This window comes from Treponema bryantii, from assembly GCF_036492245.1.
Classification (GTDB): Bacteria; Spirochaetota; Spirochaetia; order Treponematales; family Treponemataceae; genus Treponema_D; species Treponema_D bryantii_C.
The window spans coordinates 201,654-213,865 of record NZ_AP025286.1 but is presented as its reverse complement, the minus strand read 5'-3'; the positions used below and the strand labels follow the sequence as shown (position 1 = coordinate 213,865).

The 12,212-nt window shown below is 39.5% G+C and carries 16 protein-coding genes and 2 pseudogenes; 3 read left to right on the top strand and 15 right to left on the bottom strand.

Going from position 1 to position 12,212, the window contains the following annotated elements:
* Positions 1-4 precede the first annotated feature (4 nt).
* Complete coding sequence (locus AABJ44_RS01130) at positions 5-643, bottom strand: CatB-related O-acetyltransferase (protein ID WP_338370106.1); 639 nt, start codon at positions 641-643, stop codon at positions 5-7.
* A 92-nt stretch (positions 644-735) separates the two neighbouring features.
* On the opposite strand from AABJ44_RS01130, the gene AABJ44_RS01125 reads away from it, so the two are divergent.
* Positions 736-1,125, top strand: coding sequence for a ferritin family protein (locus AABJ44_RS01125; RefSeq protein WP_338370105.1), 390 nt, complete (start codon positions 736-738; stop codon positions 1,123-1,125).
* Between the two features lie 140 nt (positions 1,126-1,265).
* On the opposite strand, the gene AABJ44_RS01120 is transcribed toward AABJ44_RS01125, so the two are convergent.
* The 6 genes and pseudogenes from AABJ44_RS01120 to AABJ44_RS01100 form a co-directional block, all read right to left on the bottom strand.
* Positions 1,266-1,811 (bottom strand): TetR/AcrR family transcriptional regulator, encoded by a 546-nt coding sequence (locus AABJ44_RS01120; RefSeq protein ID WP_338370104.1) that lies wholly within the window; start codon positions 1,809-1,811, stop codon positions 1,266-1,268.
* Positions 1,812-1,899: 88 nt separating this feature from the next.
* Positions 1,900-3,813: a heavy metal translocating P-type ATPase gene (locus tag AABJ44_RS01115; protein WP_338370103.1), complete on the bottom strand. Its 1,914-nt coding sequence runs from the start codon at positions 3,811-3,813 to the stop codon at positions 1,900-1,902.
* A 182-nt stretch (positions 3,814-3,995) separates the two neighbouring features.
* Positions 3,996-4,058, bottom strand: a pseudogene (locus AABJ44_RS15300) (FMN-binding protein); the annotation flags it as partial.
* A gap of 12 nt (positions 4,059-4,070) precedes the next feature.
* Entirely contained in the window at positions 4,071-4,595 is a 525-nt protein-coding gene (locus tag AABJ44_RS01110; protein ID WP_338370102.1) for a flavodoxin domain-containing protein, read from the bottom strand.
* A gap of 10 nt (positions 4,596-4,605) precedes the next feature.
* Positions 4,606-5,100, bottom strand: coding sequence for a MarR family winged helix-turn-helix transcriptional regulator (locus AABJ44_RS01105; protein ID WP_338370101.1), 495 nt, complete (start codon positions 5,098-5,100; stop codon positions 4,606-4,608).
* A gap of 38 nt (positions 5,101-5,138) precedes the next feature.
* Positions 5,139-6,056 carry a ketopantoate reductase family protein gene (locus tag AABJ44_RS01100; RefSeq protein WP_338370100.1) on the bottom strand — a complete coding sequence of 306 codons (918 nt, stop codon included), beginning with the start codon at positions 6,054-6,056 and terminating at the stop codon, positions 5,139-5,141.
* 199 nt (positions 6,057-6,255) lie between these two features.
* On the opposite strand from AABJ44_RS01100, the gene AABJ44_RS01095 reads away from it, so the two are divergent.
* Both AABJ44_RS01095 and AABJ44_RS01090 read left to right on the top strand, forming a co-directional pair.
* Positions 6,256-6,804 (top strand): TetR/AcrR family transcriptional regulator, encoded by a 549-nt coding sequence (locus AABJ44_RS01095; protein WP_338370099.1) that lies wholly within the window; start codon positions 6,256-6,258, stop codon positions 6,802-6,804.
* Between the two features lie 31 nt (positions 6,805-6,835).
* Positions 6,836-7,078, top strand: a pseudogene (locus tag AABJ44_RS01090) (NUDIX domain-containing protein); the annotation flags it as partial.
* On the opposite strand, the gene AABJ44_RS01085 reads toward AABJ44_RS01090, so the two are convergent.
* The 8 genes from AABJ44_RS01085 to AABJ44_RS01050 all read right to left on the bottom strand — a co-directional run bounded on the left by AABJ44_RS01085 (position 7,075) and on the right by AABJ44_RS01050 (position 12,201).
* Complete coding sequence (locus AABJ44_RS01085; RefSeq protein ID WP_338370098.1) at positions 7,075-7,494, bottom strand: type II toxin-antitoxin system VapC family toxin; 420 nt, start codon at positions 7,492-7,494, stop codon at positions 7,075-7,077. The pseudogene AABJ44_RS01090 and the gene AABJ44_RS01085 overlap by 4 nt on opposite strands.
* A complete protein-coding gene (locus tag AABJ44_RS01080; protein ID WP_338370097.1) occupies positions 7,487-7,735 on the bottom strand; it encodes a DUF6364 family protein in 249 nt (82 codons plus the stop codon). The genes AABJ44_RS01085 and AABJ44_RS01080 overlap by 8 nt, the downstream gene beginning before the upstream one ends.
* Positions 7,736-7,786: 51 nt before the next feature.
* The gene (locus AABJ44_RS01075) at positions 7,787-8,296 is read right to left on the bottom strand and encodes a GNAT family N-acetyltransferase (protein ID WP_338370096.1); all 510 of its coding nucleotides are present in this window, start codon (positions 8,294-8,296) and stop codon (positions 7,787-7,789) included.
* A 6-nt stretch (positions 8,297-8,302) separates the two neighbouring features.
* Positions 8,303-8,818, bottom strand: coding sequence for a GNAT family N-acetyltransferase (locus AABJ44_RS01070; protein WP_338370095.1), 516 nt, complete (start codon positions 8,816-8,818; stop codon positions 8,303-8,305).
* Entirely contained in the window at positions 8,811-9,728 is a 918-nt protein-coding gene (locus tag AABJ44_RS01065) for a helix-turn-helix domain-containing protein (RefSeq protein WP_338370094.1), read from the bottom strand. Before AABJ44_RS01065 ends, AABJ44_RS01070 begins: the two co-directional genes overlap by 8 nt.
* A 90-nt stretch (positions 9,729-9,818) precedes the next feature.
* A complete protein-coding gene (locus tag AABJ44_RS01060; RefSeq protein WP_338370093.1) occupies positions 9,819-10,568 on the bottom strand; it encodes a GNAT family N-acetyltransferase in 750 nt (249 codons plus the stop codon).
* Positions 10,569-11,492, bottom strand: a complete 924-nt coding sequence (locus AABJ44_RS01055) for an alpha/beta hydrolase (protein WP_338370092.1) — start codon at positions 11,490-11,492, stop codon at positions 10,569-10,571.
* Between the two features lie 43 nt (positions 11,493-11,535).
* Positions 11,536-12,201 (bottom strand): nucleotidyltransferase domain-containing protein, encoded by a 666-nt coding sequence (locus AABJ44_RS01050; RefSeq protein ID WP_338370091.1) that lies wholly within the window; start codon positions 12,199-12,201, stop codon positions 11,536-11,538.
* Positions 12,202-12,212 lie beyond the last annotated feature (11 nt).

The window sequence follows — 12,212 nt, the reverse complement described above, 5'->3', positions numbered from 1 at the left end:
TATCCTACTTCCTTTTCTTCAGCTCTCGTCTCACCATTTCCAAATCACTACTTGTCAGAATTGGAATCAGCTTATTGATTTCCTCAATTGACTTATCCCACCAGCAGAACTTTTCAAGAAGTTCAATCATTTTGTCATCAAAACGTTTTTTTATTGTGCGGCAAGGATTTCCGACATTGATTGTGTATGGCGCAATGTTACTTGCAACTACGGCATTCGCTCCGATTATGGCACCGTCGCCAATATGAACGCCCGGCATGATTACGGCATTCTGCCCAATCCAAACATCGTTACCGATGACAGTATCTCCCTTGAGCGGCAAATCTTTTTTCAACGGGGCATCCATGTCCCAGCCCTCCAGCGTGTAGAAAGGAAAAGTTGAAACTGCATTCATCTGATGATTCGCTCCATTCATAACGAATTCCACACCCGCTGCAATCTGACAAAACTTCCCGATAATCAGCTTGTCACCGTTCCATTCATAAAGATGAGTCACATGACTTTCAAAATCGGAATCTGCAATATAAGTAAAATCACCAACGATAATGTTTGGATTCTTAAGAGTGGGTTTTACATAAATCTCTTTGTCATAACCAGCTATAGGATGAATTGTCATTGGATTTGGAAGCTTGCCGTCTTTCATTCTGAAACCTCAATTCAATTATAACAGAAAAGTCCCCTCAAAGCACTGAATAAATCTCAGATTAGTGCTAAAATGCCCGCAAGGGAAATTTTATGGAAATCAGCAAAAAAGATATGAATGTCCTGCTCAAAGCCCAGCAGGGAGAACTGGATGCCGTTCTCATGTACAACGCTCTGGCCGAAGTTGCAAAACACCAGAAGGACAAGGACACTTTCCGTCAACTTGCAAAGGAAGAAGGCCACCACGCATCAGTTTTTCATAAGCTGACTCAAACAGAACTTACTCCAAAGCACACAAAAGAAATCCTCCTTCCTCTACTCTACCGCATTTTCCCAAGATGGATTTTATATTCCGCAATCGCACAGGGCGAATATGCTGCCGTAAAAACTTATGCACCAGTAGCCGAAAAGTTCCCCGAAGTTGAAAGCGTTAAGAATGATGAAAAGCGCCACGGGGATACGGTGAAAGGGCTTTTGCAATAAAAAGAGATTTAGGCTTTCTTGGGTTTCTTTTCCGGAAGTTCAGCATACATACCTTCCAGAAGTTCCAGAATCAAAGACTTATCATCAAAACTATCAAATACATGCAGCAATAAACTTCATTTCTTCTGTATGTCCCATAACTAGCGGAACTTAATCATCTTCTGATAATTTTCTACAACTTCTTCCGGGGGCATTTGCATGTCGGAATTAATCCACCATTTGATTGTTTCGCAAAAGCTCCCGGTAAAAAACTGTATAGCAAAAGCTTTTGGCACTTCGGAATGAGCCACTAAATCATCGCAAAAAGTCTGTTCAAGGTAATCGCGAAAATATGAAGTAAAAAGCTTTTCTGTTTCGCCGTACATGATTGCCTTGATATTTTCCTTGTGATCCTGCAGGTGATACAAAATATGTGTGAGGCGATTTGCAAAGCCCCTGCGCCCTTTTGAAAAATCGTGGCTTTTTTCCGGAGCCAGATCTTTTGAAAAAACATGGGCAAACATTTCACGACAGATTTCTTCCAGCAATTCTTCTTTTGTTTCAAAGTGAGAATAAAAAGTACTGCGGCCAATGTTCGCTTCGTCAATAATATCCTGAACTGTAAGGTCTTCGAATTTTTTCTTTTTCAAAAGCGTAGTCATTGCCTGATGAATTGCGATTTTTGTTTTCTGCTGGCGTCTGTCCATTTTATTATTACTCCAGAATCATCATAACACGACATTATAGTTTTATCAAACTAACTGTTCAGTATCTTACAAAGTGTATGAAATAGTCTTAATCTCTACCCTTATAAAAGAGCAGCAGGAAGGCGCTGATAACTACAAGTACAGAACCGCAGTTGTGGAAAAGGGCGCCCCAGACTGCATTCAAAATGCCAGAGATTGCAAGAGCAACTGCTACAAAATTGATTATCATAGACAGGCAAAGATTGAAGGTGATTCGTCCCTGAGTTTTTCTGGAAATCTTGAAGAGATAAGGAACTCCATCAATGTTGTCGTGAACAATTACTGCGTCGGCGCTTTCGATTGCAACGTCGCTGCCGATTCCGCCCATGGCAATGCCTGCAAAGGCTGAACGCAGGGCAAGAGAATCGTTTACCCCGTCACCAAATATTGCAACCTTATTTCCCTGAGCCTCCTGATTTTTGATGTAATTCATTTTATCTTCCGGGGAACAGCTTGCCTTAAAATCATCAAGACCAGTTTGAACTGCAACATAGCGGGCAGAGTTTTCGTTGTCGCCGGTGAGCATGACGGTGCGGATGTTCAGAGCTTTAAGCTGCGCTACCATTTTGCGGGCATTTTCTTTGAGGGCATCCTGAATGAAGATTATGCCAAGAAGTTTTGACTCGCAGTAAAGGCCGACAAGGGAAGATGCCTCGAGGTCGGGAGAGATGTTGGAGAAGGAAGCGTCGTTTGTGGAAGGAGCATCTGAAGTTTTTCCGGCATCCTTAAAATCCCTCTGTACTTTTCCCACCATATATTTTTTCCCGTCGATTTCAAATTCAATTCCGCTGCCTGCAAGAGTTTTGTGGTTTTTAATTTCATAAAGGCCGCTTTTGTTATAATCCATAATCGCCTTTGCAAGCGGATGGTTTGAAAGCGCCTCACCCGATGCAGCAATTTTGATCAACTCGTCCTCGCTGATATCAGACAGAGTTTGAACTTTAACAACAGCCGGCTTTCCTTTTGTAAGGGTTCCTGTTTTATCAAAAACCGCAATGTTAGAAGAAGCAATTCTTTCCAGTGCTTCACCCGACTGAATCAAAAGTCCATGCTTAGAAGCATTTCCAATTCCTGCCGAAATTGCAGTTGGAGTTGCAAGCACAAAGGCGCAGGGGCAGAAAACAACAAGCACTGTTACAGCGCGGGTAAAGCCCAGCCAGAAATCATTATGAGTATTTCCGATTATAGTGCCAGCCACAATTGCCGTAGTAAGAGAAATTACAACAAGCCAGGCCGCCCATACGTTTGCCTTGCGAACGATTTTTGCCTTCTGTGCATCTGCAGCTTCTGCAAGCTTAATCATTCGCTGAAGAGAAGAGTCGCCGGCAGTTTTTACAGCTTCAATCAAAATACTTCCGTTTTGATTTATAGTTCCGCTCATCACAAGGTCGCCCGGATTTTTCTCAACAGGAATAGATTCACCCGTCATTGCACTCTGGTCAATGCTTGTGCTACCTTCGATTATTTTGCCATCAACAGGAATAGACTCCCCTGCCCTCACCTGCAGAATGTCTCCAAGCTTTACCTGATCAGCTTCAATGATTTTTATCTGTCCATCCACAAAGAGATTTGCTTTTTTAGGACTGAGCTTAATAAGCTTTGAGATTCCCTTTTTTGCACGGTCCGAAGTAAAATCTTCCAGAATGGAACCAATCTGCATGATAAAGGCAACCTCGCCAGCCGCAAAAAATTCCTTAAGAATCAGAGAACCAATTAAGGCCAGGGCAACGAGTACATCCGCAGTAATGTCGTGGTCTTTTACAAGGCCAACAATTGCCCCAAGAACAATCGGAAGGCCGCATAAAACAATTGCAATCCAGGCCGGATCAAAGCCTGCAATCTTGTCTGCATTTTCGGTCCAGCTGAAAGTTAAAGATGTAGCAAGGGCCACTCCCGAAATTATTACAAAAATAAGCCTGAGCCTGTCGCTCTGCTTTTCGTACCATTCTAAAATATTTGACATTGTTCAACCTCTCGCAATATAAGAACAAGGTGTCTGATATCGAACACATTGTTCGTTATCACTATATTGCGGGAAATCAGGATTTTTAAGAACAAAAAATCTACTTTGTAAGAAAATGAACAGAAATTAAAATTTGTTCAGTAAATCTATATTTTTAAAATTTTCGATAAGCCAGATTGAAATTATCGCAAAGCCTTATTCACAGCATTCTTTATTATTCCGCTGGAAACTGTTGCTCCGCTGACGCATCTTTTTCATTACTTCAACTCCGCAAGAATTGGTTCGATGTACTTTTTGTCAGAAATGTCGTAGGAATGAGAAATCATCTGGACCATGTTCTTTTCAGCTTCGCTTGCGTCTTTTTTGTTTGCTAACATTGTTGTAAACATTTTCATCATGAACTTAGAAAAACCGCTCATTTTCTCGTAATTGAAGCCACCAGGACAATAAAATGCTTTTAAGGAATTCCATTCTTCGTCGGTAAAATTTCTGCGTATTGCACCAGGGATATCTGGACTTTCTGCAGGGCTTCCCCCAACTCCATAAACAATGATTTTTTTGCCCGTAGCAGAAAGTTCCGGAATCTGATTTTTGAACCAGGCAAGATTTTTGATTCCACCCGCCATGAACCAGCCGCCAAAAATGATTGCATCATAATCAGAAAGTTTGATTTTTTTAGCCTGTTTGAATTCCAGGCATTCTGCCCCACTCACCTCGCTGATCCACTCTGCGTACCTTTTTGTAAAACCTGTCTGACTTGTGTAAATTACGATTGTTTTCATTTTGATCCTCCTAAGCTTGAATGCCTGCGACACCGGTCACCCCGCCAGTCGCTCCTGTTAGATTTTTTTCCATTCTGGAAATTATTTGAAATACATTTTTGATTTCATCATCAGAAATGCCCTCATATAAAAGCTTTAAAAAATCCATCTCTTTATTCTGATATTTTTTTGCAAGCTTTTTTTGCTTTGAAGTAAAATAAATCCGCTGCTTGCGTTTATCATTATCATCCTGCTTCAGAACAAGGATTTCTTTTTTTACAAGAGCGTTGAGAATCTCTTTTACGTTCTGTCTGGAACAGCCCATTGTTTCGGCGAGCTCATTTGCGGTAGGAGCCTCTTTTGAATATAGATTCATACAAGCCAGAAGAAACCACTGCTTACAAGTAATCTCTTCATAAAAAGAATCTCCTGCTGCCTGCAGTCTGTTCATAAAGGCAAAGAGGAGCCCGAACAATCCAAACTGAGGCGGCATAATATTAAGAATCTGCTCATTTGTTATCTGCATATATGCAATATATTGCATATTATTATAAATGTCAAATTTTATTTTTCTGCATTATATGCTGCTTCCAGTCTTGGTGTTTCTATTCCTAGCAGATGAGCATCGTTTATAATCTGCATAACAGAATAGCCAACCTTATAGTGATTAAAAGCCAGTGCTTTATAGGCCGGTCCAGATTCCTTGTATACAAGATTCTTCATGAGACTTCCAACAAAGTCTGCTGGTAAAATGTTCAGGGCTTTTATCAAAGCATCTGGATGGAAACCTTTTGCCTTTACGTAAGGCGTCATCTCACGAATATTTAAAACCATCTGGCCAAGGAGCTTTTTTGACGATGCCACAGCTTTAAATGAACCAGCCTTTAAAACTTCTGCTTCCATTGCTGCATTTGCCACATAATGATTCAAAAGCCACTCTTCAATGTTTTCCTGAATTTTGACTTTAAATCCGGCATCAGAAAATATTTTTTTAACAAAGGATTCACGCTCAGAAAGTTTTGCGCCCGCCTGCCCCAGCTGAAAAAAGTTATACATAATTCCACCCAAAGCATTACCTTCATAACCACCGCCTGCTCCAGGAAAACCAAAAACAATCTGATCCGCAGGAAAATCTTTTACCGCAGCCTTTACCTCAAGACCATAATTACAGAAAAAAAATACTGTGGCATTTTTTGCAAATCTTTTTACCTGCAAAAGTGCACCTTCTACCTGCTCCGGATTCACACTTAAAAGAATCAAATCGTAAGTTTTATCTTCTTCAATTTCTTCTTTCAGGTTTATCTGCCAGTTTTCTTTTATCTGCTTTTTTGAACGGGTATCATAAATATCAAGTGAGACTGTATTACCGTAATCTTTAATCCGTCCCTTGCGTACAAAAAAATCAACCTTGTGGCCCGCATTTTCTAAAGCCCATCCATACTGAGTTCCAATTGCTCCTCTTCCAAAAACTAAAATATTCATCCTGACCTCCTCGTCATTTGCAATGTGATTAAACTAATGTTGATTTTTCAACACTTGTTGAATAAAATATAAATACGATTGTGTGAATCTACAATCATCAAAAAGCAGCAGCTGTTGAAAATTCAACATTTCTTGTTTTTTGTTGAAAATCTAGATTTTAGCAATTCTAAAAATCTCCAGCCTTACGGAGGCCAGAAAAATGGACAGACGAATCAAGAAAACTCAGGAAGCAATTTATTCAGTTTTCATAGACTTATTAAAAGAAAAAGGTTTCAACAAGCTTTCTATCAGTGATATTTCAGAAAGGGCAGACATTAACCGCGGCACCTTCTATTTTCATTTTTCCGACAAATATGATTTATATGAAAAGTGTATGGATTTTTATGTTGGCAAACTCTTAATCAGCTGCAGTAATGATACAGAAATCAAACTTAATCCAAATGGCTTTTTGCAGATTTTCAAATACCTGAAAGAAAATTATGACATTTACCGCACCCTGCTTTATGCCGATGGGCTTAGTATTTTTCACAAGAAATTTCATAATGCAATAGAAGGACAACTGAAAAAAGCAATCAACAAGATGCCAGAGGAAATCATCCTGTCACAGGAAATTGCATCGGAGTTTATAATCAATGGCTTTACAGGAGTCGTTGAATGGTGGATTAATAATTCTATGCCTTATAGTCCTGAAATTATGACAGAGAAACTGAACGGGATTTTTTCTCCCTATACAAAATATTTAGTTTAAAAAAGAAGAACTTTTCCGTCATGCCTGCCGCGGTATTCTTGTAAAAGACGGCAAAGTTCTTTTGGGATATGAAAGCAAGAATAATAAATACATCATTCCAGGCGACGGAGTTGAAAACGGCGAAACGCTGGAAGAATGCTGTGAGCGCGAGCTTGTTGAAGAGACCGGTAAGCTGTACCTGACAGAAGCTGAAGCAAAGGCAGGCTGTATTTGTGTATGGAAAACTCTTGAAGAACCCCTAGAGATCTTTGGCCGTTATGAGGATTTTCATTAAATCAACCCGTTAGAAACAAGAAAAGTTTCCGGCGTTTGTACTATTAGTGATGCATTTTTGTAATCACGAAGGTTGCGGGTCAAAAGGATATTGATGCCATTTTCCTGTGAGGTATAATATTGAATGGCATCTTCAAAATCTGCAAAGTCTGAATTGAGGGCTTTGTCAACAACTGCTTCTGATGAATCTATTATATGAACAAGGACCCGTAACTTTCGCAGTGTTTTTTTTGCTTCTTCATTTCCCAACTGTTTTCGGAGAATGTAAAAGGTATTTGCAAAAATCAGCGGACTTGTATAAAGCTCAATTTTTTTCATTTCGGCAAAAGTGAAAAGCACTGCAGAAAAGTGGAAGTGCGGCAGGCGCCTTGCAAGCAGGTCAAGAATTACGTCTGTATCTACAAAAATCTTATTCATATTTTTGGTCCAGGTATGAAGCATAATCAGCTTTATAATCGTAATTTTCGTCCAGCTGAATAATCCCCGAAAGTTCGTTTACAAGAGGACTGTATTTGAACTCCCCCTCCTGCTGCTGGAGTGTAAGCCCGTCAAAAAAATCTTCAACAATAGCCGAAAGGGAAGTTCCTATAGAAGAAACATACTTCTTTGCCCGCGAGATAGAGTCGTCTTTTAATTTTAAGGTAAGTTTTGCATCCATGGCAGTACCCTTGTACGTATATAATAACTTTTTTAGTACGTACTGTCAAATTTATTTTTTCCAGCTGACTTTTATGATTTGCACTTCTTTCCCTTGATAATTTCCAGGGCCTTGATAGATTTTGGTAAATCCGCATTTTTCAAAGACTCGCACAGAGGCGGTATTTTCTGCAAGGCTGATTCCGTAAACTTCTTTGATATTGAGTTTTTTAGCCATGACAGGAAGAAAGGCTTTTACAGCTTCTGTGGCGTAGCCCTTGCCGGTAAAGCTTTTTGCGATGTGATAGCCGATTTCCCAAGCTCCATCGTCGAGTTTGCAAAGCTGAACATAACCGATTTTTTTGCCACCGTCATTTGTGATTATTGGATAGACAAAAGGGCCGTCTGCGCTGTCATATCGTGACATCAAAAACTCAATTGCCTCGTGGGCTTCTTCAACAGAATCATAAACTTCATCTGGGACAAAACGTCTGGTGTCATCGTCCTGGGAGTTTTCATAGACACTCTGGGCCATGTTTGGAGAGAAAGTTTTGATTGTAAGACGTGATGTTTTTATATTCATAAGATTTTACTCAATTGGTATGCGGATGATATGTTTCTGATCCTTGAAATCTCCAATAATCTGGCCGCCGTTTTTCAGCATGATTTTTACTGTAGGCTCGTTGCTTTTCATCGGGAACAACTTAATTTCTTTATATCCGATTTCTTTGCATTTTTTCAATAACTCTTTGAATAAAATGTTTCCGTATCCTTTTCCTCTATATTCCTTAGCGATGCCGTACCCCAGATTCCCTGCGCCGACAACCGTTTCCAGATACTCGGATGATGAATGCCTGACTCTGCCGTAACCGACAGGAATACCGTCAACATATAAAACATATGTGGTATACGGAATCCAACCTTCCGGCAAATCAATGCCTCTTGAATTGTTGTCTGTTATCCGCAGCCACTCTTTATACTCGTCATAGGACAGGTCATATGCCGGATTGGTAAAACCGTTTTCCACAGCAGAAATTCCCTGCAGCATATCATATTCAGTTTTTCCCATATCCAGCGATAACTGTTTTAATTCTATATTATGCATAATCTTTTTTATACTCTAGAACCACATTCCCTTTCAGGTCACAATAATTTTCGCTAACCCAGGTTTGAAGTTTTTCTTTACTAAATTGGGTGGATTCAAAAATCGATGTGTCGGGTTTAAGGATAATCTGGGTTCCGTGCGGGATTTTAGAATCATTAGGTTTGCTTGTGACGGAATGCTGTGGAACTCCGCGGATGAAATCCTGTTCGTATATTTTCCCATTTCGCCAGACAGTTATTGTAAGCTTTTCGCAAAGTGAGTTTACAAGCTTAAGGTCATCAAAGGGCAGGTCTCCCATCTGGGCATACTCAACCTTTGTAATCGGTTTGCCTGAAAAAAGATTCTGCAGGATTTCTTCGTGAATCACTCCATCGTCATCCAGCTTTATTCCGCGGCCATCATCAAAAATCCTAAGGCAATTATCCGGCATCAGACTAAGCTCAATTTTTGAACAGAAGCCCGCCCCCATTTCTTCAAACGAATTACCAAGAATCGTGAAAATCATTTTGTTCATGTCATCGCTTAAACTCATTTTTTGTTTCTCCATAGATTTTGCTTCACAATTTGCAAAAAGTTCAAACTCCGGAATTTCGTACTTCTGCAAATAGTTTCTAATATTTTTTGGAGAAGAGCCAAAAAGACTTTTGAACGATCTTGAAAAACCTTCATGAGATTCAAAGGAATATTTCATGGCAACATCAATCACTTTCATACCATCCAGCAAATCCTTTATGGAATATTGCAGCTTCCTGATTCGCACATAACCAGTAATTGGAATGCCGTAAATATCCACAAATTTTCTGCTGATGTAAAAAGGACTGTAGCCCATAAAATCTGCGAGTTCCTTTAACTCAATTTTCTTTTCAATGTTTTTTTCAACATATTCAAACAGCGGTTTAAAATCATCCATAAAGTCATCTCCTCCAAAACTTTATAAGATGATTATACCCCGGAGGTGATTTTGCTTCTTGATAATGTTTGTCATTCCGCAATTTAATTTTCACCCCTCAAACACTGCTCTGCCTGCTTTGCGGATTTCTACAATTTTATACCCGCCCTCTTCGTAAATCCTTTTTGGGGTTTCACCGTCGGGCCATATGTAAATATTTTTTATATTGTTTTGTTTGCACCATTCAACATAGGCATAAAACAAAGCACGGCCGCCGCCCATTCTTCTGTGCTTTTTGGAAACTAGAAGATAGTCTACACGGCAGGCTCGTTCAGAAATGTGACCATACAACAGGCCTATCACTTTTTCTTTTGAGCGGACAGCAAATATCCAGTAGCCGGGTTTTTCTAAACTTGTTTTTGCAACCTTTATTTCCCAGGGTTCTTCGGCTTCCAGAAAAACGTTCTCAATTTCATCACTCCATTTATCAACTTTGAAAACTGTCAGCTCAGGATTCGGAATAATTTTATTTTCACCGGACGCAAGCATATATTCCTGATCTTCTCCCCAGCTCTTATATCCCGCCTCTTTCAGTTCGCCACTGATTTCATCAAACCAGTTATCATCAAGCATAGACTGATAAATTATCGGGCGACAGCCTTTTGATTTGTAAAAACTTGTTATGTCGGCAAGCACCTCTTTAAGGTTGCTGATTTTATCTTTATAGATTACCGCATGATTAGAATCAAAAGAGTCTTTATTATTTGTGCTGTAGAACAAAATCCCATAAGGCCGCTCTTCATAATCAGCAAAAATTTTGGGGAACAAATCTTCTTCAAGGTAACAGTCAGTTAGTTTCATCTAATTCTTCTTTATTATTTCATTCCTTATCCATTCAACTCTCCACGCCATACATTTTTCTACTATCGAACTTTTTATCGCTGTTTCGTAACCGTGACAGGTGCCTTTCATATCATGAACTTCAACTGTGATATTCTGGGTCTTTAACTTTTCTGCAAACTCAATTCCTTCGTCGTGGAGGCAATCGTATTCTGCAGCTTCAATATAGGTTGGCGGGAAAAATCCCAAATCTTCAATTTCTGAAATTGATGCATATTTTGCCTGGCTGTGCTCCTGTCCTTTCAAATACATATCCCAGAAAAGTTTATTGCAATTCGAATCCCAGATTGGAGTGTCGGTAAATCGCTTCATAGAATCTGTAATCATTCTTTTATCAAGAACGGGATATATAAGCATTGCGCCTTTTGGAAGAGTCTGATTTCTATCGTGCAGCATAAGAGTAACCGCAGCAGCAATATTTCCTCCGGCACTGTCTCCTGCCACGATAATTTTTTCTTTGTTGATTTTCATTGATTCTGCATTTTGCAAAACCCACATATAAGTGCTGTAACAGTCTTCAATCGCAAGAGGATAGCGATATTTTGGAAGAAGTCTGTAATCGGGCATGACAACCTTACATTTCAATTCGCGGGCATACCATTTTGCAATTTCATAGTGAGCTGCAGATGCCCTCATCAAAAATCCACCACCATGAAAAAACATAATGCAGGGGAGGGGACCTTCATTTTTACGCGGTTCTATTATCAAAGTTGAAAGCTCTGCTCCGTCAAAGCCAGGCGTAGAATATTTTTTCACCGTAACAAATTCATCCGATTTACATTTAATAAAACCATAAGCAAAGTTCACCAGAGGATATAAACGACCAACCATCGAACCGCTGTAGATTGAGATGCTTTTTAATTCTTTAGATATTGGATATTTCATTTATAAAACCTAAAAACACTTTGCCCGATGCTATTGACATCCCCTACTTTATTCTTGTAAAAGCCTTCTGGCACCAGGCAATTACTGCATTATAAGTTTTTTCAAAATCATAATCATCGGGCAGTTCCGGGATGCAAAGCATTTCGCAATCTTGTACCGACACTGCAACTTTCAGGTCGCTCTTCTTCAAAATAAAATTTCCTGTCTCAAGATAATGAAGATTTTGAATTATAAAGTACAACTGCTTGCAACTTACACGAAGCTTGTCGCGGCTTTTTTCCTGGCCACCATGAATAAAGCGATGACAGATTTCGTGATAAAAATTTCCAAGGCTGATTTTTACATAATTGATTTCGTCCTGCCTTGTCGCCGGAGGAAGAAGCTTTTCAAGTTTACCAAGTAAATCTTTTGTCGTATATCTAAGCTGCAAAGCTTCAAGCGGATTCCAGTTTGCAAGATCGTTTTTACCACAAATAAAACCACATGATTTTTCATACCATCCGATTTCTTTCAGAATGTCACGATAAGTTTTCATATCTTCAACCGAAAATCCATCCAGTACGATCATCACATCAATATCACTGTTTTCTGTTGCTTCACCACGCAAGTAACTTCCCTGAAGGCCCACATATACAAGCCGATTTCCAAAAGCTTCTTTGCATCGCGAAATGAGTTTTTCCAGGTAGTTATCAATATTTAAATATTCCATAATTTTATCTC